Source organism: Streptomyces sp. NPDC045955 (assembly GCF_056430805.1).
Genome location: NZ_JBWKKY010000005.1, coordinates 251,585 through 270,498, shown reverse-complemented (window position 1 = coordinate 270,498; position 18,914 = coordinate 251,585). Strand labels below are relative to the sequence as shown.

Here is an 18,914-nt window from a genome sequence, read left to right as displayed (position 1 = left end):
GGTTCCCCGGGCCGGTCGGCCGGCCGCACGCGGCAATACGAAGGCCCGGATCCTCGTCAGGCGGAAATGCCGTCGATCCGGGCCAAGGCGTCGTCCGCGCCGTACGGCTGCAAGTACGGCAGCCAGCGCGGGTCCCTATGGCCGGTCCCGATGATGCGCCAGGCCAGGCCGGAGGGCGGAGCGGGTTTGTGGCGCAGCCGCCAGCCGATCTCGAAGAGGTGACGGTCGGCCTTCACGTGGTTGCAGCGGCGGCAGGACGCCACCACGTTGTCCCAGACGTGCTTGCCCCCGCGGCTGCGCGGGATGACGTGGTCGACGCTGGTTGCGACGCCACCGCAGTACATGCACCGGCCCCCGTCACGGGCGAACAGCGCCCGGCGGGTCAGTGGAACGGGCCCCCGATAGGGAACCCGGACGAATCGCTTGAGCCGGACCACGCTGGGTGCGGGGACTGTGACGGTCGCGCTGTGCAGAAAGGCGCCGGACTCCTCGAGGCATACGGCCTTGTTCTCGAGGACGAGGACGAGCGCGCGGCGGAGCGGTACGACACCTAGCGGCTCGTACGACGCGTTGAGGACCAGGACGTGCGGCACGGATGCCTCCTTGGACGCCGGCGGCGCGTGGCTCGCGCCGGGACGATTCGTAGCCAGTCTCCCCTCATGCCTGGTGAAAGCGCCACCATGTCCCCGTAACGGGCTGGGAGTGTTTTCGACCACATCCCATTCATCCCCAGGATCATGGCGTGTTCAAGCCCAGGTGAGCACGGTCTCTCCTTCACACATCCCGTGGGAGCACACACAATGCCCCGTTAGTGTGGTGGTTCTGCCCTTTCGGTGACCCAGTCGTGACCTTGACCCCCTGAACCACCGCACCGGGGCGGACCGCTGTACTTGGAGGTACCTGCCGTGTCCCTGTCCGCTGTCCTGCTCGCCGTCGGCCCGTCGCCGTCGCCGACCCCCTCGGTTACGGAGACCCCGAGAGTGCCCTCCCTCCAGGACGCTCAGGAGAAGGCGACGAACGCCGCCGGCTGGGTCGAGCAGAACTGGTCGACGTGGCTCGCGATCGGCCTGCGGGTCCTGCTGATCGTGGTGATAGCGGCTGTGCTGAGGGTCGTCGTCCGGCGTGCGATCACCAAGCTGATCGACCGCATGAACCGGACCGGCCAGTCCGTGGACGGCTCCGGGCTCGGCGGGCTGCTGGTCAACGTCGAGCGCCGTCGCCAGCGCTCGCAGGCGATCGGCTCGGTACTGCGCTCGGTGGCGTCGTTCCTGATCATGGGCACGGCCGCGCTGATGGTCCTGGGCACCTTCCAGATCAACCTGGCCCCGCTGCTGGCCTCGGCCGGTGTGGCCGGCGTGGCGATCGGTTTCGGCGCCCGCAACCTGGTGACGGACTTCCTCTCGGGCGTCTTCATGATCCTGGAGGACCAGTACGGCGTCGGCGACACGATCGACGCGGGGGTCGCCTCCGGCGAGGTGATCGAGGTGGGCCTGCGCGTGACGAAACTGCGCGGCGACGGCGGCGAGATCTGGTACGTCCGCAACGGTGAGGTCAAGCGCATCGGCAACCTCTCGCAAGGCTGGGCGACGGCCAACGTCGACGTCACGGTGCACGCGGGCGAGGACCTGGACAAGGTCAAGGCCACCCTGGACGAGGTCGCCGGGAAGATGAGCGCCGAGGAGCCCTGGAACGAGCTGCTGTGGGGCCCGATCGAGGTGCTCGGCCTGGACAGCGTCCTGCTGGACTCCATGGTCGTGCGCATCTCCGCCAAGACCATGCCCGGCAAGTCCCTGACCGTGGAGCGCGAGCTGCGCTGGCGCATCAAGCGGGCGTTCGACGCGGCGGACATCCGCATCGTCGGCGGGGCCACGGCCACGGCCGAGGAGACGCCCGCCGACCCGACGGCGGGGATGGCGCCCCCGTCGGTGTACGCGAACTCGTCGTCCCCGCAGTCGGCGGCGGCGTCCCCGCTCACGCCCGTCGCACCGCCGACGAGCACCACGAAGTAGCCGACCCGCCGCACGAAGAGGGCGGCACCCGGGTTTTCCGGGTGCCGCCCTTTCGCATGCCCGTCGCATGCCCGGATGCGCATGCCCGCGTTGGCAAGCCCGGGTAACGACTGCGTTGCCTGGACTGTCCCCTATTGACGCCCGCGCGGCGCCGGGCTTACCTTCCTCCCCACCGATAGGAAACTTTCCTAACAGTGATCAGCCGCAGGTCGGCCAATGGACTTCCCCGCCTGATCACTGAGAAGCTGAGCAGCCGAAGGGCAGGTGTGGACACGCATGGCAGGAACCGCCGGCACGCCGGGCACCCCGCGCGTCCTGCGCGCCATGAACGACCGGGCCGCCCTCGACCTGCTGCTGGAGCACGGACAGCTGTCCCGCACCCGGATCGGCAAGCTCACCGGCCTGTCGAAGCCGACCGCCTCCCAGCTCCTGGCCCGCCTGGAGGCCGCGGGCCTCGTCCTGGCCACCGGCACCACCGAAGGCCGGCCGGGCCCGAACGCCCAGCTGTACGAGGTCAACCCGGCGGCCGGTTACGCCGCCGGACTCGACGTCACCCCCCAGCGGATCCTGGCCGCTGTCGCCGACATCACCGGCCGTACGGTCGGCCGCCACGAACTGCCCACCCCCGGCAGGCGCACCGGCACCCCGGTCGTCCAGCAGGTCACCGACGCCCTGGACGGCGCGGTGAAGGCGGCGGGCCTCGCCCGGGGCGACATCCATCGCCTCGTCATCGGCACACCCGGCGCCTTCGACCCCACCACCGGCCGCCTGCGCTACGCCTCCCACCTCCCCGGCTGGCACTCCCCCACCCTGCTGGACGAGCTCGCCGCCGCCCTGCCGATGCCGTTCGAATACGAGAACGACGTCAACCTGGTCGCGCTCGCCGAACAGCGCCTCGGCGCGGCCCGGGACCACACGGACTTCGTGCTGCTGTGGAACCAGGAGGGCCTGGGCGCAGCCCTGGTCCTGGGCGGCCGGCTGCACCGCGGCTGGACCGGCGGCGCCGGCGAGGTCGGCTTCCTGCCGGTGCCGGGCACGCCCCTGGTCCGCCAGGTCACCAAGGCCAACAGCGGCGGCTACCAGGAGCTGGCCGGTTCCCAGGCCGTCCCGAGGCTGGCCCGCGAACTCGGCATCGAGGACATCCCCGCGGGCCCGTACGCCGAGGCCGCCGCACACCTGGTGGCCCGGGCCGCGCAGACCGACGACGAACCGCACCGCCGTCTCCTCCGGACCTACGCGACCCGGCTCGCCACCGGTCTGGCCTCCCTGGTCTCGGTCCTCGACCCCGAGCTCGTCGTGCTGAGCGGCGACTCCCTCACCTCGGGCGGCGAGACGCTGCGCGCCCTCGTCCAGGCCGAGCTGGAGGAACTGGCCGCGTCCCGCCCACGCCTGGTCGTGGGCAACGTCCGTGAACACCCCGTGCTGCGCGGCGCACTGGAGAGCGCGCTCGCGACCACGCGCGACGAGGTCTTCGACACCTCCCGCTGACCCCACCCCCCTCCCCGGTATTTCCCTTCTTCCCCGTACCCCAGGGAGCTCTGCCATGCCCGGAATATCCAGAAAAGCGGCTATCGCCCTCGCCGTATCCGCTTCCATCGCCCTCCTCGCCACGGCCTGTACGGGCCAGGCGGACTCCGGCGCCTCCGACGACGCGTCCAAGGAGACGACCCTCAACTTCTGGCACGCCTGGAGCGCGCCCTCCGAGGTGAAGGCCGTCAAGGACCTGGTCGCCGGCTTCGAGAAGACACACCCCAACATCCATGTGAACGTCGTCGGCAACATGACCGACGACAAGATCAACCAGGCCCTGCGCACCGGCGGCGGCAAGGCCCCGGACGTGATCTCGTCCTTCACCACGAACAGCGTCGGGAAATTCTGCTCCTCCGGTGCCCTGGTGGACCTGAACCCGTTCTTCGAGAAGTCGGGCATCGACCCGGAGAAGACCTTCCCGAAGGCGATGAACCAGTACACCCAGTTCGAGGGCAACCGCTGCGCGGTCCCGCTCCTCGGCGACGCGTACGGCCTCTACTACAACAAGACGGCGTTCGAGAAGGCGGGCATCGCCGGCCCGCCGAAGACCTGGTCCGAGCTCGAGAAGGTCGCCGAGAAGCTGACGATCCCCCAGGGCAACACGTACAAGCAGCTCGGCTTCATGCCGAACTACCACGGCTGGGAGACCACCACCGAGCACTACCTCGGCCAGTTCTCCCCCACGTACTTCGACAAGGACGGCAAGTCGAACGTGGCCAAGGACCCGGCTTTCGCACAGGCCTTCACGGTCCAGAAGAAGCTGGTCGACGCCCTCGGCGGCTACCGCAAGCTGGAGACCTACCGCTCCAGGCTCGGCGACGAGTGGGGCCCGAAGCACCCCTTCCACACCGGCCAGGTCGCCATGCAACTCGACGGCGAGTGGCGCCTGGGCATGGCCCTGGACACCAAGCCGAAGTTCGAGATCGGCGTGGCCCCGCTGCCCGTCCCCGACGACCAGGCCGACCAGTACGGCAAGGGCTACATCACCGGCACCATCGCCGGTATCGCGGCGACCAGCACGAAGCAGAACGCGGCCTGGGAGCTGGTGAAGTACATGACGACCGACACGGACGCGGTGGTGAACTTCTCCAACGCCATCCACAACGTGCCGTCGACGCTCGCGGCGCTGAAGTCCCCGAAGCTGAAGTACGACCCGCGCTTCAAGACGTTCCTGGAGATCGCCGCGAACCCGGACTCCACCACGGCCCCCGCCTCCGTCAACGGCGGCGTCTACCTCACCACGATCCAGGAGTTCGGCTACGACTACGAGAGCGGCAAGGCCACCGACCTCAAGGCCGGTCTGAAGAAGACGGCCCAGCAGATCGACACGGACATCGCGCAGGCGAAGTAGGCCATGAGCACCGTGAACACCGTGAGCACCCACGCATTGCGCGCGAAACACCGCCGTTCGACGCTGCGCACCCTGGCCTTCCTCTCCCCCTGGCTGATCGGCTTCTCGGTCTTCTTCGCCTACCCGCTGCTCTCCACCGTCTACTTCTCCTTCATGCACTACGACGGCTTCAAGCCGCCGACGTGGTCGGGCACGAAGAACTGGACGTACGTCTTCGAGCACTACCCCTTCTTCTGGCCCGCCCTGCGCAACACCGTGTGGCTGGTCCTCGTCATGGTCACGCTCCGGGTCGCCTTCGGCCTGGGCGTGGGTCTGCTGATCACCAAGATCAAGACGGGCACGGGTGTCTTCCGCACCCTCTTCTACCTGCCGTACCTGGCCCCGCCCGTGGCGGCCACCATGGCCTTCGCCTTCCTCCTCAACCCCGGCACGGGCCCGGTCAACTCGATCCTGGAGAAGACCGGGCTCCCCGCCCCCGGCTGGTTCAACGACCCCACCTGGTCGAAGCCGGCCCTCACGCTCCTGGCCCTGTGGGGCATCGGCGACCTGATGGTCATCTTCATGGCCGCGCTGCTGGACGTACCGAAGGAGCAGTACGAGGCGGCCGAACTTGACGGCGCGACACCCTGGCAGCGCTTCCGGTACGTCACGCTCCCGAACATCTCCCCGATCGTCATGTTCGCGGTCGTCACCGGCGTGATCCAGACCATGCAGTACTACACACAGCCGCTGATCGCCGGAAAGGTCGCCTCGGGCGTGATCCAGGGCGCGGGCACCCAGTTCGAGCCCGGCTACCCGGACAAGTCGACCCTCACCCTCCCCCAACTCGTCTACAACCTGGGCTTCCAGCGTTTCGACTACGGCTCCGCCTGCGTGGTCGCCCTGGTCCTCTTCGCCCTCTCCATGGCCTTCACCGCACTTCTGATGCGGCGCAAGGGCGGTCTGATCCAGGCAGGTGACCGATGACCCAACTACTCGACAAGCCGGCGGAGCTGAAGGCACCGCCCTCCCCCGCCCAGCGCACGGCCCACCGCAGGGCCTTCCTGGAATGGATCGCGATCCACTCCCTGGGCATCGCGGCGGCCCTGTTCTTCACCCTCCCTTTCGTCTTCGTCGTCCTCACCTCACTCATGAGTGACAGCCAGGCGCTCAGCCGCGACCTGATCCCGCACACCTGGGAATGGGACAACTACCGCAGGGTCTTCGACACCCCCGGCTTCCTCACCTGGTGGCGGAACACCCTGTTCTACGCGGTCGTGGGCACGGCGCTCACGGTGGTCTCCTCGATCCCGGTGGCCTACGCGCTGGCGAAGTTCCGCTTCCGGGGCCGCAACCTGGCCCTGATGCTGGTCATCTCGATGATGATGCTGCCGCCCCAGGTGATCATCATCCCGATGTACCTGTTCTGGGCGAAGCAGCTGGACCTGTCCGGCACGCTGTGGCCGCTGATCGTCCCCATGGCGTTCGGCGACGCCTTCTCGATCTTCCTGCTGCGCCAGTTCCTCACCACCATCCCCGACGAGTACCTGGACGCGGCCAGGGTGGACGGCTGCGGCGACCTGCGCACCCTCCTGAAGGTCGTTCTCCCGATGGCGAAACCGGGCATCGCCGCAGTGGCCCTCTTCCAGTTCTTCTACGCGTGGAACGACTACTTCGGACCCCAGATCTACGCCTCGGAGAACCAGGGCGCCTGGACCCTCTCCTACGGCCTGGAGTCGTTCAAGGGCGCCCACCACACCGACTGGAACCTCACCATGGCCGCCACCGTGCTGGTGATGGCCCCCGTGATCCTCGTGTTCTTCTTCGCCCAGAAGGCGTTTGTAGAGGGAGTCACGCTCACAGGAGTAAAGGGTTAGACACATGAAACTCACCGTGGTCGGCGGAGGCTCGACCTACACCCCCGAACTCGTGGACGGCTTCGCCCGCTTGCGGGACACCCTGCCCGTCGAGGAACTGGTCCTGATGGACCCGGTGCAGGACCGCCTTGACCTGGTGGGCGGCCTCGCCCGCCGCATCTTCGCCCGCCAGGGCCACCCCGGCCGCATCACCACCACGACCGACCTCGACCAGGCGGTCGACGGCGCGGACGCGGTCCTCCTCCAGCTCCGCGTGGGCGGCCAGGCGGCCCGGGAACAGGACGAGACCTGGCCCCTGGAGTGCGGCTGCGTGGGCCAGGAGACGACCGGCGCCGGCGGCCTGGCGAAGGCCCTGCGCACGGTCCCGGTGGTCCTGGACATCGCGGACCGGGTACGCCGTACGAACCCCGACGCCTGGATCATCGACTTCACCAACCCGGTCGGCATCGTGACCCGCGCCCTGCTCCGGGCGGGCCACAAGGCGGTGGGCCTGTGCAACGTGGCGATCGGCCTCCAGCGCAAGTTCGCGGGCCTGCTGGGCGTCGAGCCCCCGGAAGTCCACCTGGACCACGTGGGCCTCAACCACCTCACCTGGGAAACGGGAGTACGTCTCGGCGGCCCGGAAGGCGAGGACGTCCTGCCCAAACTGCTGACCGACCACGGCGACACGATCGCGGCGGACCTGCGCCTGCCCCGCCCGCTCCTCGACCGCCTGGGCGTGGTCCCCTCGTACTACCTGCGCTACTACTACGCGCACGACGAGGTCGTACGAGAACTCGGGACGAAGCCCTCCCGCGCGGCCGAAGTGGCCGCCATGGAACGTGAATTGCTCACGCTGTACGCCGACCCGTCCCTGGACGGGAAGCCGGCCCTGCTCGCCAAACGCGGCGGTGCCTACTACTCGGAGGCGGCGGTGGACCTGGCGGCGGCCCTGCTGGGCGGTGGCGGCAGCCCGTACCAGGTGGTGAACACGTACAACCGGGGCACGCTCCCCTTCCTCCCCGGCGACGCGGTGATCGAGGTCCAGGCGGCGGTGGGCCCGCAGGGCGCCTCCCCCCTCCCGGTCCCGTCCGTGGACCCCCTCTACGCGGGCCTCATGGCGAACGTGACGACGTACGAAGACCTGGCCCTGGATGCGGCTCTGCACGGCGGCCGGACCCGCGTCTTCCGCGCCCTCCTCTCGCACCCCCTCATCGGCCAGTACGAGTACGCCGAGCCGCTCACCGACCGACTGATCGCACACAACCGGGAGCACCTCGCGTGGGCCTGACCGCACGTGTCCTCGCCATCGACGCCGGCAACAGCAAGACGGACGTCGCGATCGTGACGGCGGCCGGAGAGGTCCTGTCCACGGCACGCGGCGGCGGCTTCCGCCCGCCCGCGGTGGGCCTGGACACGGCGATGACCACGCTCACCCACACGGTCACCCAGGCCCTGACCAGCGCCGGACTCACCACCGTCGACCACGTCTCGGCGTGCCTCGCCAACGCCGACTTCCCGGTCGAGGAGGACCAGTTGGCGGCAGCGCTGCACGCGCGCGGCTGGGGCCGGACGGTGACGGTCCGGAACGACACCTTCGCCATCCTCCGGGCCGGTGTGACGGAACCTCGGGGTGTCGCGGTCGTCTGCGGCGCGGGCATCAACTGCGTCGGCATGCGCCCCGACGGCCGCACGGCCCGCTTCCCGGCACTGGGCAGGGTCTCGGGCGACTGGGGCGGCGGCTGGGGCCTGGCGGAGGAGGCCCTCTGGCACGCGGCACGCGCGGAGGACGGCCGTGGGCGCCCCACGGCCCTGGCCCGCACCCTCCCCGCCCACTTCGGCCTGCCGTCCATGTACGCCCTCGTCGAGGCGCTGCACCTGGGCGCCGTGGAGCAATCCCGTCGCCACGAGCTGACGCCGGTCCTCTTCGCGACGGCGGCGGACGGCGACCCGGTCGCCCGCACGATCGTCGAACGGCAGGCGGACGAGGTGGTCGCGATGGCCGTGGTGGCCCTGACCCGACTGGACCTGCTGGACGAGCCGACGCCCGTCCTCCTGGGCGGCGGGGTCCTGGCCGCCCAGCACGCGCAGCTCAACGGCAGGATCGCCGAGGTGCTGTCCGACAGAGCGCCCAAGGCGACCCCGCAGGTCGTCACGGCCGGCCCCGTCCTCGGGGCGGCGCTGCTGGGGCTGGACGAGATGGGCGCCGGGGAGGGGGCACAGGAGCGGTTGCGGGCGCACCTGGGGGCGTGAGAGAGGCTCGTTCACGGGCCCGGCCAGAGCCCTGTGGGACAGCGGAGATGGACAGACGAAGGCACCCGAACACGCGAGGGCGCATACTAGGGGCAATGACAAAGCCTGCTGCACCGAAGCGCCATCTGCCCACCAGCCCCTTCAGGGCCCCGGTCATTCCAGCTCCCAAGCACTTCGCTGTGGGCGACCAGGTCACACACGACATGTACGGCCTCGGCCGGGTCATCGGCATCGAGGACGGCATCGCGGTCCTCGTGGATTTCGGCTCTGCCCAGCACCGGATCCTGAGCCCGTACGCCAAGATGACCAAGCTCTGACACCGCTGTGCCCGGTCACGGCACACCAGGTCCCTCCCGGGCCCTGGCACCAGAAGGAGACCTCCCATCGATCTGACCTCGCTCTTCTCCGCCCCGGAAGGGGCACCCCGCAGCACGGCCACGGCCTCGCCGCCGCCCACCACGAACCCCTTCCAGGCCCCGGACTTCGGAGAGGACGACGGCGCGACAGCACCGGAGCCCCTCAACGGCGACCGGCACTGACCCCAAACCTGTCACGCGAGGGCATGAAAGCGCCCCTCACCAGCGGTTTCCTTGCCGATGAGGGGCAGTGCCAGGCGAGCTGCGTGCAGAGCGTGAGCCCACGATCACCGTTCCGGGTGGTCAGAGGTTCGCAGTAATGGCGCGGAAGACGGCAGGGGTGACCCGTTCTTCGACGATCTCGTCGAAGGCGGCACTGTCCTCGTCGGCGCCCTCGAAGTCGATGTAGTTGAAGCCCACGCCCTTGCTCTGTAACGCGAGCGGGCCTTTGCGACAGACGACGGTCGGTATCTCGTTCTTGGACCTCGTATGGGAGTAACACTCATCGGCTCCGAACGTCCTGGCGTCCGTTTCTAGGACGACCGCCTGTCTCCGGTGCGCGGCCCTGGACTCGGCGACGTACCGGGTGAGCAGTTTCGGGTCGGCCACTGCGAGGATCTCGACGGCGAAGGCGCCCCAGCCTTCGATGTGCCCCTCGTACCCGCCGTTCTGCGGCAGCTCGAACGAGTAGTCGCACTTGCCGTCGGAGGCGAGCCCGGCGCCCGCCTTCCCGCCGAGGGCGCCCTCCTCGGAGAGCTTGACCCAGTCCGACTCCCGGCTGAACTCCTTCGCCTGCGGCAGTATCGCTTTGATCTCGGCGTCAGTGACGAACGAGCAGGCGTCCGGCCGGCGCGCCGGATCGAGCACCGTGCCGGCGGGCATCGATGACGGTTTCCTCCTGTCCGGGTGCCGCGTTCCGTACCTCGATCTCGGCCCCGCAAGCCGCCAGCGCGAGGCACGCCAGCACCGTCACCACGCCCGCCCCGGTCCGCCGTGCACACATCGCACTCCTTGACTGAGCCATGGCCCCCCTCGATCACCAAGCTGCCTACCCCCGGACACGGGAGGCCAGGCGATAGCGAGGTCATGCTTGCATGACGGGTGCACCTTGATGCGCGTCAATTCCGTGACACCGGACGCGCCCGGCGCTTCGAGGACTCCGTACGGCCTCCGCCAACCGAAGATCGCTACGTCAGGCCTCCGCCCCCCAGTCCCACAAGGCCTGGAGGACAGGCCCGAGGCGGTGTCCACTCCGGGTGAGCGCGTAGCGCACGCGCGGCGGCCACCCCGGTCGACGGTCGCGCTCCACGACTCCGGCCTCGCACAGCTGTGCCAACCGGTCGGACAGCACCTTGTCCGACAGCATGGGCAAGGCCGCACGCAGCTCGCTGTAGGAGCGGTCACCACGCAGCAGCTCGCGAACCACCAGCGTCGTCCAGCGGCCGTGCAAGGCCGCCAGCGTGATCTCCACCGGGCACTCCGGAGTAGGCGCGGTGACGTTCGCGCGCGGGTCGTCGGGGAGCCCTGCCCGGTGACCAACCGTTCGGTGAGTCACGACGTCGCCTCCTAACGTGTCGGGCACTTGGATTCTCCCAGCCCGGAAGGACGTCTGTCGATCATGCGAGAACTGGCCGATCGGCCCGAGGAAGTGCCCGCGGTGTTCGCCGAACGGTTCAACAGCGGCGACCCCACCGCGTTGGCGCAGGTCTACGAGGACACGGCTGTGCTGATCCCGCAGCCGGGAACGCCGGTGACCGGCCCGGACCTGCACGCCGCCAACGGTCACCTGCAGAAACTCGGAGTTCCCATCTCGGTCCGTCCGCGGCACGTGTACCGCAACGGAGACCTGGCGCTGCTGATAGTCGACTGGGTCATCGACGGGACCGACGGGGATGGACAGGCCGTGCACGTCGAGGGCACTGCCACCGATGTCGCCCGGCAGGGCCCGGACGGTCGTTGGCGGTACGTCATCGACAACCCCTTCGGCACCCGTACACAGCAGTTCACGCCGCGAGAGGCACCTGCTCGCCCTCTTCCGGGACCTGGTAGTGAGCCCAGATCTGGTTCAACTCGTGCTGGTAGTAGAGCGGGTACAGACCGGCCACGATGAGAAGGATGAGGCCGATCCACGGATTGCAGCTCCGCTCCATCCCGGCCGACTGCTGCATGCGTGCAATGCGCAGACCGGTGTTGTAGACCGACACGAAGGGGGGAATGATCAGCAGCCAGCCGACCGTCAGAGCCAGGAGCGCCGGCACCGGATTGACCTCGATCCGGTGATCGAAGTCCTGGGCTTCGCGATTCGCCTTGTCTTGCCTTTGTTCTCTCGGTTTCTACGCCCACCGATGCGAACGCTGATGTGGGGCGGCGCAGGGTAGGCGGGACGTGTGGGCGGCGCCCGAGAAGTGATGGGAGCGAATGCTCCCCCGAAAGGGGCAGGCGTGGGGTGAGTGATCCTCACCGGTGGAACATTCGCTCCGATCACCCTCCGGACAGCCACGGTGAGGAGCGAAGAATGAACACGTCCGTCTCTGTGTACGGTGGTCCGACCGCGCTGATCGAGTACGGCGGCCTGCGCTTCCTTACCGATCCGACATTCGACTGCCCCGGCTCCTACGACCAGGGGCTGACGAAGACGGCCCCCGCCGCGGCCGCCCCTGCTGACCTGGGCCGAATCGATGTGGTGCTGCTCTCACACGACGAGCACATCGACAACCTGGACTGCTCCGGTCGGGCACTGCTGGGGTACGTCCCCCTCACGCTCACGACTCCGAGCGGTGCGCTCCGCCTGGGCGGCGCCGCGCGGGGCCTGAGCGACTGGGAGTCGATGGAACTGGACCGCCCGGGCGGAGGCAAGCTCACGGTGACGGGCGTCCCGGCGCTGCACGGCCCCGGCAAGAGGGAGGAGCTGGAGCCGATCGTCGGCCAAGTGGTCGGGTTCGTACTGACCGGCGAGGGCCTGCCCACCGTCTACGTCAGCGGGGACAACGCCCAGCTGGACTTGGTCAGGGAGATCGCCGACCGCTTCGCCCCGGTCGACACGGTCGTCCTCTTCGCGGGGGCTGTCCGCACGCCTCTTCTCGGCCGTCAGCTCCTCACCCTCGACAGCGCCCAGGCGGTGGAAGCCGCCCGCATCCTCGGCGCCCGCCACATCGTCCCCGTCCACTACAGCGGCTGGTCCCACTTCACGGAGGGCCGTCAGGAGCTGGTGGCGGCGTTCACGGCGGCGGGGCTAATTGATCGCGTACAGCTGGATTGATTGAACACTGAACCGCGTTTGCGTAATGAAATAGTCGTAATGGGTTCTCACTCTCGTCAGGCTGGCATATGCAAGAGTCTTGCGCATATGCGGAGTCGCCGTCCGTTGCATGTGGATCGGATCATCATGCGCACAGCCCTGCTCCCGCCCTGATGCCCACTTCCATGCAACAGCGCTGCTCACATGGGTGACTCGGAGGCACGCGCGGGCGCACTGAAAGATCCGGCCGTGCTTCCGCTTCCTGCCTGAGGGGGATTCGGGTCCCGTTTGGGTGGATCTTCCTGGACACAGGCATATTCGAGCGGCAAGCCTGTAGTGGCTGTCGATCATTCGGGACAGCGAACGTTTCCTCTGATTCCGGAGACCTTCCTTGACGGATTCCCGGTGCCCCGAGCCCGTCCTTACCGCCATTACGGACGTGGCCTGTCCGTCGCCGTTCCCGGACGGTGACTTCGTCGCTACATTCGATCCTCGACTGTTCCGCGAGGGTTCAGACACCGCCCTGGCCCTGCTGGAAGAGCATCTCGCTGACCACTCCGTGCGCGGGTTGAACCTCACCGACCCGGCCGTGCTCCTGGGAGCCGCCCGCGCATTGATGACCACCGAGTCCAGGCACGTCGCAAAGTTCGACGCAAAGCGGCTCGGCGCCATTCTCGACCTGTACATCAGAACCGGTATCCCGGTGCACTCGCCGGGTTACATGGGACGTCAGTTCTCCGGGGTCGTGCCCCTCGCCGCGGTTGTCGACCTGGTCAGCTCCGTCGTCAACCAGCCTTCCTCCTTCTACGAGGCCGGCCAGCTGCCCAACGTCGCGGAGCGGATCATGGCGGAGGAGCTGAACCGGTTCATCGGCTGGGAGCCGGGCACCTTCGCCATGGTGACCACCTCGGGCGGGTCGCTGGCCAACCTCACCGCCCTGCTCGCGGCACGCAACCAGCACTTCCCCTCGTACTGGACGGAGGGAACCGCGGCGCAGGGTGGTGGAGGCCGACCCGCGATCGCAGTCGGCGCTGACGTGCACTACAGCGTGGAGCGGGCGGCCGGGGTGATGGGCATCGGCGCCGGGCAGATCGTCCGGCTGCCACTCAACGCCCGGCGTCAGATCTGCGTGGAGCGCGCCCGTGCCGCTCTCGACGAGGCCAGGGCGCGTCGGCTCAAAGTGTTCTGTCTCGTGGCCTCGGCGGGTACCACGGCCGTCGGCGCCTTCGACCCGCTCGACGAACTCGCCGCTCTCGCCCGGGAGCGGAACCTGTGGCTTCATGTGGATGGCGCGCACGGGGCGAGTCTGCTGGTGTCGGACCGGCTCCGGGACCGGCTGCGCGGAATCGAGCAGGCCGACTCTCTGACCTGGGACGCGCACAAGATGATGTACGTGCCGGCCCCGTGCACCATGCTCTTCTACCGGGACCGGCAGCACAGCCTCGGCGCGTTCCGCCAGAAGGCGAGCTACGTGTTCGACGAGAAACCCGACATCTACACCGAACTCGACAGCGGCGACAAAAACTTCGAGTGCACCAAGCGTCCGATGATCATGACGCTCTGGACCCTCTGGGCCATGTTCGGGCCGTCCCTCTTCGCGCAGAAGACTGAGTATCTATGTCGGCTGACCAAGGAAGCCCACCGCATTCTTGAGAGCGAGCCGGATTTCCGTACGCTCCACGTCCCCGAAGCCAACATCCTCTGCTTTCGGCATCATCCGGCCGAACTGGAAGACAAAGACGTGCACCGATTCCAGGTGGCGATCCGCGACCGCGTCAAACAGCGCGGCACCTTCTTCGTCTCCAAGGTCGATGTGGACGATGTCGCCGCCTTGCGCGTCGTCATGATGAACCACCAGATCACGACCAGGCATTTCCGTATGCTGCTCGACGAGATCCGCCGTGCCGGGCAGGAACTGCTCGGCACCGAACGGACGCCGCACCAACGAACAGGGCATGAATGATGACCACCACTGCCGTCCCGCAGGCCATCACGGCTCCCGGGAACGCCGATAATCCCGTTGAATTGATCAACTGGCTCATCCCGGACTGGGAATGGAAGCCCGAATCCGTCACCGCCGTGACGAATCTCCCGTCCTTCGCGAGTAAAATGCGGGAGTGCGCGCGCGTCCTCGGGACGCCGTACAGCGAACTCCCGCACGAGGTGCAGGACGCCCTGGTCCTGCGCCGGCTTCAGCAGATGGTCCACACCGTCCAGCTCAATCCGCTCTGGCGCAGCAGGCTGCACGGCGCCGGGGTCACGGGAGCGCCGCAGAGCTTCGAGGAATGGCAGGCGATTCCGCTCGCCGACAAGAACGTCCAGCGCGACTTCTTCATGGGCGGCCGAGAGGGCATGGTCGTACCGCTCGACCACGGTGGTTTCGAGATCGTGGCGAGCGGCGGCACCTCCAGCGGCAGCCCGCTGGAGACGGTGTACTCGCTGCGGGAGCTGTGGGACACGTACCAGGTCGCCGGTCATTTCATGGGCACGTACCAACTCGCCTCCCGGCTCACCGGTGCCGGGCCGAAGTGGCTGTACACCACGCTGGCCGACTACCAGATGTGGAGCAGTGGGACCATGGTCGGCGGGGTGCTGCAGAACGTGCCCGGCGTCAACTACGTCGGCGCAGGGCCCGTCACCGCGCCGGTCCTGGAGCACATGTTCTCCTACCCGGGGCCCAAGGCCCTGATGGGGATCACCGCCGGTATCGCCGTCCTCAGCGATCTCGGCGCGGGCATGAACCAGGCGGCGCGGGAGAGTTTCCGCCTCGCCCTGTACGGCAGTGGGGTGCTGCCCGAACGCAAACGAGCCGACCTTCGGGCCGTCTACCCGAACGTCGAGATCCTCAGCTACTTCGCGGCCACCCAGGCGGAGACCATCGGGCTCCAGCTGGACCCCGCCGCGGCGGAGCTGTCCGCCGTGCCCGGCCTGCACCTGGTGGAAATCGTCGACGAGCAGGGGCGCTGGGTCGCCGAGGGCTCCGAGGGCGAGCTGGTCGTCACGCGGCTGCACGCCCACGAGGCGCCACTGCTGCGGCTCAAACTGGGTGACCGGATGATGCGCAGACCGCGGCGGGACGGCCCGGGGCTGAAGGCGCAGCAGTTCGAGTTCGCGGGCCGCACCGGTGACGTACTGCACCTGAACGACAGCCAGTACTCGGCCTCACGGGCCCTTACCGCGCTGGGCGAGGACCTGCGGGTGGCCGGTGCCGTGGATCTGGACGCCGTGGCGCACGAGATCCAGTTCGTCAATCACCGCGAAGCGAAGATCCTCACGCTCCTCGTGTCCGTGGACGACCCGCAGGGTGCGGCATTCCGTCTGGACTCCGCCCTCGGTCCGTATGGCCTGCGGCACGTCTTCCTGAACGCGCTGCCCCACGCCCTGTCGCTGTTCAACGACGGCGAGGCGAATCCGGTGTCCATCGAGAAGACCGGATACGACTTCCGTGTCCAGTTCGTGTTCAAGGGGTCATCCGAGATCGAACGCACCGAGGTCGGAAAGGTGCCCCTGGTCCGGGACCGTGGGCAATAACCGCAGGGCAACAGCGAAACATCTGTCAGAACAGGAGTGAGAAATGAAACCGCAGGTGAACATCATCGCCCTGGTGGACAGTATCGGGGCGCTCTCCGACCGTACTTTGCACAACGGCAATCTGTCGCTCATGGACGACGGTCCTTTTCAGAGCACCGGCCAGGGAACTCCGGACCTGTGCACCGTCGTACGGCCGGGCCAGATTGTCCAGTGGCAGGCCCTCGCCGTCGACCTCCAGACACCGGTGGAGATCAAGAGCATCACCTTCCTCGATTCATCAAACGGACACGGCGAGTCCCGGCCGTCCGACTGGTCCGGTGAAAGCGAACAGCTCGATCTCGACGTCTGGGCCGGGATCGTTCCGCCCTTCATGGGCATCGGCGTGCCCTACAAGTACCGCCTGGAACTCCAGATGTACGAGGGAAAGAACAGTGTCCTGTTCATCGATTCGCCCGCATTGATGTGCGCGTGACCGACCACTCGACGAGAAAGGCAGGTTCATGCCTCAGCAGCTAGGCATCATCGTGCTCGTGGACACCGCCAACGCGCTGGCGGAACGGACGCTGAGCGGCAACACCTACTGGTTCGACAACGCGAAACTGTACGGTTCCGAGAACCAGGGCACAGAGAACCTGGTCACCGCCATTCACGGCTCCTACTGGCAGGACGGCTCGCAGGCGACGGAGCAGGTCCTCAACTGGCTGCCCTACAGCCTCGGTTCCATTCCCCCGAGCGTGCCACGCGGCTACGCGGCCGATCGGTCTCAGCGCAGCGACGAGGAGGTGCTGGCCAACCTGCAGTCCTTCGCCAACGGCTCCGGCGCCCCTGACGTCGCCGAACTGGAGCACATCCGCAAGGCACTCGGCATGCGGGCCAACACTCACGGCCGCGGCAGCCGCGGCCAGAAGGTGCTTGACGTCACCGGAAACATCGTCACCGAGGGCAGCAGCCAGGCGCACAGCTACCCGCCGCCGATCATCACCGACGTCTTCGGCCAGGCCGTCGAGGAGAAGATCATGTATCCCGCCGAATACGGCTCTCCCGACCTGGTGACCGACGGCTGGTACTGGGCGGCCTCCGTCGACACCTCGCGGCCCGGCACTTACACGTACGAGATGCGGATCCAGCTTCACGACCTGGTGCAGCGCGGCCGTGAGGTGATCTGGGAACCGGTGAACTTCACCTGTCGATCCAGCCTGAAGATCACCAGCGAGCCGAAGCGCAACGCCTTCACCAAGGCGGGCATGGGCTATCTCCCCATCGCGCCCATGCAGGCCCCGACCACCATGCCACCCACTTCGCCCAGGGCACCCCACGGATCCACAGCACCTACCTCACCCATGGGACCTGCGACACGCACGGCCCCCACGGCGCCCACCACTCCTACAGCACCCATGGCCCCCCAGCACTGAGGAGCAGCAGATGGCCACGTCCACCAAGCACAAGCGGACGACCACCGCCCGGCCGATCACCATCACGGCTGTGGTCGACGTCGTCGGCGTACTGGCAAGCGACAGCACCAGCGGTGAGGTCTATTTGTACGACACCAACAAGGCCAGTGGCTCGACGGGTTTCGGTACGGAGGAGCTGAAGACCAAGGTCAAGCGCGGAGACCAGGTGCTGTGGACCACGATCGCGCTGGAGTGTGAGGCACACGTCGCGATCCACGGAATCGACATCGACAAGAACGTGTGTGAACCGGAGCGCATGGTGTATCCGGACACCGACGTCACCTACTGGACGGGCACTGTGAAGAAGGACATCGACGGTGCGGTCCCCTACCGGATCACCTTTCAGGTGGGGACGAGGAACGAACCCATCATCGCCGCCCTCTCGCCCGCCCTGGTCGGTTAGCCAGGGTGAGCGGCGGGCCAGACGGTGCACCCGAAGGAGACACGCTGATGAGCACCACCCCCAACCCCGCGGAACAGAAGCAGAACCCCGGCCAGCTGAACTCGGTCCAGCTCAACATCGTCACGCTCGTCAACATGGAAAAGGCCGTCGCGATGGGGACCCTGCGCGACGCGATGTACATGATGGACAACAGCATCGGCGGCGAGGGCCAGGGCACACACAAACTGGAGACCGTCTGCAAGCAGGGCCAGGTCCTCAACTGGATCATCCGCCCCATCGACATGCAGAAGCGACTGGACGGAAGCTGGCCGCCCATGCCCAAGATCAACAACATCGTCGTCCTGGACATCGAGAAGGGCGACGAGGATGACGTCGCCGAAAACAAGCTGCTCACCGAACTCAAGATCTACGGCGGCCCGGACCGCATGCGTTCCCCGATGACCCCGGTCTACTACTACTGGGCCGGCGTCGTCCTGAGCACCGCGAAACCCGGACTGTACCGGTACCGCTTGGTGGTGGAACTGGAGCAGGAGGGCGGGAAGGAACGGGTGTACCTCAACACCGAGGAACACCCCGCCCTGCGTGTGGTGGCGGTATGACGGCGCCCCCGGTCCACGACTGGCAGTGAGGATGTGACGTGGTGGCGCTGCGGGTGGGTCTGACCCGCCGACTGACGTCTCGACTGTCCTTGTTCGGGATTTGTCGGCCCGCCGAGTGTCACCACTGACCAGCACCCAACACCAACCACCAGACCAGCACCACCGACGCTCACCTCCACCGACACCAGCCCGAGAGATCGCACACAGGCACTCGTGCTGTCGGCGTCTCGTGGACTCCCCCGCTTACCGTGGGAGCCGTGACGCCGCCTTCCGATGACGCTTCCGGGCCCGAGCTGCTGCCGGTTCCGGTGCGTGTCGTACTGCCCGCCGACCCAGTGCTGCGGCAGCCGCAGCAGGA

The 18,914-nt window shown here is 67.8% G+C and carries 20 protein-coding genes; 16 read left to right on the top strand and 4 right to left on the bottom strand.

The window, feature by feature from the left end; genetic code table 11:
- Positions 1 to 56 precede the first annotated feature (56 nt).
- Positions 57 to 593 (bottom strand): HNH endonuclease, encoded by a 537-nt coding sequence (locus tag AC07F0_RS12760; protein WP_436727605.1) that lies wholly within the window; start codon positions 591 to 593, stop codon positions 57 to 59.
- A gap of 312 nt (positions 594 to 905) precedes the next feature.
- On the opposite strand from AC07F0_RS12760, the gene AC07F0_RS12755 reads away from it, so the two are divergent.
- The 8 genes from AC07F0_RS12755 to AC07F0_RS12720 all read left to right on the top strand — a co-directional run bounded on the left by AC07F0_RS12755 (position 906) and on the right by AC07F0_RS12720 (position 9,295).
- Positions 906 to 2,009, top strand: a complete 1,104-nt coding sequence (locus AC07F0_RS12755; protein WP_478977798.1) for a mechanosensitive ion channel family protein — start codon at positions 906 to 908, stop codon at positions 2,007 to 2,009.
- A gap of 276 nt (positions 2,010 to 2,285) precedes the next feature.
- Positions 2,286 to 3,497 (top strand): ROK family transcriptional regulator, encoded by a 1,212-nt coding sequence (locus AC07F0_RS12750; protein ID WP_478977795.1) that lies wholly within the window; start codon positions 2,286 to 2,288, stop codon positions 3,495 to 3,497.
- A gap of 55 nt (positions 3,498 to 3,552) precedes the next feature.
- Positions 3,553 to 4,890 (top strand): ABC transporter substrate-binding protein, encoded by a 1,338-nt coding sequence (locus AC07F0_RS12745; protein WP_478977792.1) that lies wholly within the window; start codon positions 3,553 to 3,555, stop codon positions 4,888 to 4,890.
- 21 nt (positions 4,891 to 4,911) lie between these two features.
- A complete protein-coding gene (locus tag AC07F0_RS12740; protein ID WP_478977789.1) occupies positions 4,912 to 5,856 on the top strand; it encodes a carbohydrate ABC transporter permease in 945 nt (314 codons plus the stop codon).
- Positions 5,853 to 6,746: a carbohydrate ABC transporter permease gene (locus AC07F0_RS12735; RefSeq protein WP_478977786.1), complete on the top strand. Its 894-nt coding sequence runs from the start codon at positions 5,853 to 5,855 to the stop codon at positions 6,744 to 6,746. Before AC07F0_RS12740 ends, AC07F0_RS12735 begins: the two co-directional genes overlap by 4 nt.
- A 4-nt stretch (positions 6,747 to 6,750) precedes the next feature.
- Positions 6,751 to 8,016 carry a 6-phospho-beta-glucosidase gene (locus AC07F0_RS12730; protein WP_478977784.1) on the top strand — a complete coding sequence of 422 codons (1,266 nt, stop codon included), beginning with the start codon at positions 6,751 to 6,753 and terminating at the stop codon, positions 8,014 to 8,016.
- On the top strand, positions 8,007 to 8,978 hold the full coding sequence (locus AC07F0_RS12725) for an N-acetylglucosamine kinase (protein ID WP_478977781.1): 972 nt from the start codon (positions 8,007 to 8,009) through the stop codon (positions 8,976 to 8,978). Before AC07F0_RS12730 ends, AC07F0_RS12725 begins: the two co-directional genes overlap by 10 nt.
- Before the next feature lie 95 nt (positions 8,979 to 9,073).
- A complete protein-coding gene (locus AC07F0_RS12720; protein WP_029181646.1) occupies positions 9,074 to 9,295 on the top strand; it encodes a hypothetical protein in 222 nt (73 codons plus the stop codon).
- A 342-nt stretch (positions 9,296 to 9,637) separates the two neighbouring features.
- Here the strand turns inward: AC07F0_RS12720 and AC07F0_RS12715 are convergent, their stop codons facing one another.
- The gene (locus AC07F0_RS12715; protein WP_478977778.1) at positions 9,638 to 10,216 is read right to left on the bottom strand and encodes a hypothetical protein; all 579 of its coding nucleotides are present in this window, start codon (positions 10,214 to 10,216) and stop codon (positions 9,638 to 9,640) included.
- 310 nt (positions 10,217 to 10,526) lie between these two features.
- On the bottom strand, positions 10,527 to 10,889 hold the full coding sequence (locus AC07F0_RS12710; RefSeq protein WP_478977777.1) for a winged helix-turn-helix transcriptional regulator: 363 nt from the start codon (positions 10,887 to 10,889) through the stop codon (positions 10,527 to 10,529).
- A 63-nt stretch (positions 10,890 to 10,952) separates the two neighbouring features.
- Between AC07F0_RS12710 and AC07F0_RS12705 the strand changes: the two genes are divergently transcribed.
- Positions 10,953 to 11,444, top strand: a complete 492-nt coding sequence (locus tag AC07F0_RS12705; RefSeq protein ID WP_478977774.1) for a YybH family protein — start codon at positions 10,953 to 10,955, stop codon at positions 11,442 to 11,444.
- On the opposite strand, the gene AC07F0_RS12700 is transcribed toward AC07F0_RS12705, so the two are convergent.
- Positions 11,338 to 11,592 (bottom strand): hypothetical protein, encoded by a 255-nt coding sequence (locus AC07F0_RS12700; protein ID WP_478978254.1) that lies wholly within the window; start codon positions 11,590 to 11,592, stop codon positions 11,338 to 11,340. The genes AC07F0_RS12705 and AC07F0_RS12700 overlap by 107 nt on opposite strands.
- A 257-nt stretch (positions 11,593 to 11,849) precedes the next feature.
- Between AC07F0_RS12700 and AC07F0_RS12695 the strand changes: the two genes are divergently transcribed.
- The 7 genes from AC07F0_RS12695 (at position 11,850) to AC07F0_RS12665 (ending at position 18,556) form a co-directional block, all read left to right on the top strand.
- Complete coding sequence (locus AC07F0_RS12695) at positions 11,850 to 12,593, top strand: MBL fold metallo-hydrolase (protein WP_478977771.1); 744 nt, start codon at positions 11,850 to 11,852, stop codon at positions 12,591 to 12,593.
- Between the two features lie 370 nt (positions 12,594 to 12,963).
- The gene (locus tag AC07F0_RS12690) at positions 12,964 to 14,535 is read left to right on the top strand and encodes a pyridoxal phosphate-dependent decarboxylase family protein (protein ID WP_478977769.1); all 1,572 of its coding nucleotides are present in this window, start codon (positions 12,964 to 12,966) and stop codon (positions 14,533 to 14,535) included.
- Complete coding sequence (locus AC07F0_RS12685; protein WP_478977767.1) at positions 14,535 to 16,103, top strand: phenylacetate--CoA ligase family protein; 1,569 nt, start codon at positions 14,535 to 14,537, stop codon at positions 16,101 to 16,103. Before AC07F0_RS12690 ends, AC07F0_RS12685 begins: the two co-directional genes overlap by 1 nt.
- 43 nt (positions 16,104 to 16,146) lie before the next feature.
- The gene (locus AC07F0_RS12680; RefSeq protein ID WP_478977764.1) at positions 16,147 to 16,575 is read left to right on the top strand and encodes a hypothetical protein; all 429 of its coding nucleotides are present in this window, start codon (positions 16,147 to 16,149) and stop codon (positions 16,573 to 16,575) included.
- Positions 16,576 to 16,603: 28 nt separating this feature from the next.
- Positions 16,604 to 17,515: a hypothetical protein gene (locus tag AC07F0_RS12675; protein WP_478977761.1), complete on the top strand. Its 912-nt coding sequence runs from the start codon at positions 16,604 to 16,606 to the stop codon at positions 17,513 to 17,515.
- Positions 17,516 to 17,525: 10 nt separating this feature from the next.
- A complete protein-coding gene (locus AC07F0_RS12670; RefSeq protein WP_356926524.1) occupies positions 17,526 to 17,957 on the top strand; it encodes a hypothetical protein in 432 nt (143 codons plus the stop codon).
- Positions 17,958 to 18,004: 47 nt separating this feature from the next.
- Entirely contained in the window at positions 18,005 to 18,556 is a 552-nt protein-coding gene (locus AC07F0_RS12665; RefSeq protein WP_478977758.1) for a hypothetical protein, read from the top strand.
- Positions 18,557 to 18,914 lie beyond the last annotated feature (358 nt).

Bases quoted from the DNA above. Each gene is read 5' to 3' on its own strand.
- AC07F0_RS12750 (WP_478977795.1), top strand. From the start codon at position 2,286: ATGGCAGGAACCGCCGGCACGCCGGGCACCCCGCGCGTCCTGCGCGCC.
- AC07F0_RS12680 (WP_478977764.1), top strand. From the start codon at position 16,147: ATGAAACCGCAGGTGAACATCATCGCCCTGGTGGACAGTATCGGGGCG.
- AC07F0_RS12695 (WP_478977771.1), top strand. From the start codon at position 11,850: ATGAACACGTCCGTCTCTGTGTACGGTGGTCCGACCGCGCTGATCGAG.
- AC07F0_RS12685 (WP_478977767.1), top strand. From the start codon at position 14,535: ATGACCACCACTGCCGTCCCGCAGGCCATCACGGCTCCCGGGAACGCC.
- AC07F0_RS12665 (WP_478977758.1), top strand. From the start codon at position 18,005: ATGAGCACCACCCCCAACCCCGCGGAACAGAAGCAGAACCCCGGCCAG.
- AC07F0_RS12745 (WP_478977792.1), top strand. From the start codon at position 3,553: ATGCCCGGAATATCCAGAAAAGCGGCTATCGCCCTCGCCGTATCCGCT.
- AC07F0_RS12715 (WP_478977778.1), bottom strand. From the start codon at position 10,216: ATGCCCGCCGGCACGGTGCTCGATCCGGCGCGCCGGCCGGACGCCTGC.
- AC07F0_RS12675 (WP_478977761.1), top strand. From the start codon at position 16,604: ATGCCTCAGCAGCTAGGCATCATCGTGCTCGTGGACACCGCCAACGCG.
- AC07F0_RS12735 (WP_478977786.1), top strand. From the start codon at position 5,853: ATGACCCAACTACTCGACAAGCCGGCGGAGCTGAAGGCACCGCCCTCC.
- AC07F0_RS12730 (WP_478977784.1), top strand. From the start codon at position 6,751: ATGAAACTCACCGTGGTCGGCGGAGGCTCGACCTACACCCCCGAACTC.
- AC07F0_RS12705 (WP_478977774.1), top strand. From the start codon at position 10,953: ATGCGAGAACTGGCCGATCGGCCCGAGGAAGTGCCCGCGGTGTTCGCC.
- AC07F0_RS12670 (WP_356926524.1), top strand. From the start codon at position 17,526: ATGGCCACGTCCACCAAGCACAAGCGGACGACCACCGCCCGGCCGATC.
- AC07F0_RS12720 (WP_029181646.1), top strand. From the start codon at position 9,074: ATGACAAAGCCTGCTGCACCGAAGCGCCATCTGCCCACCAGCCCCTTC.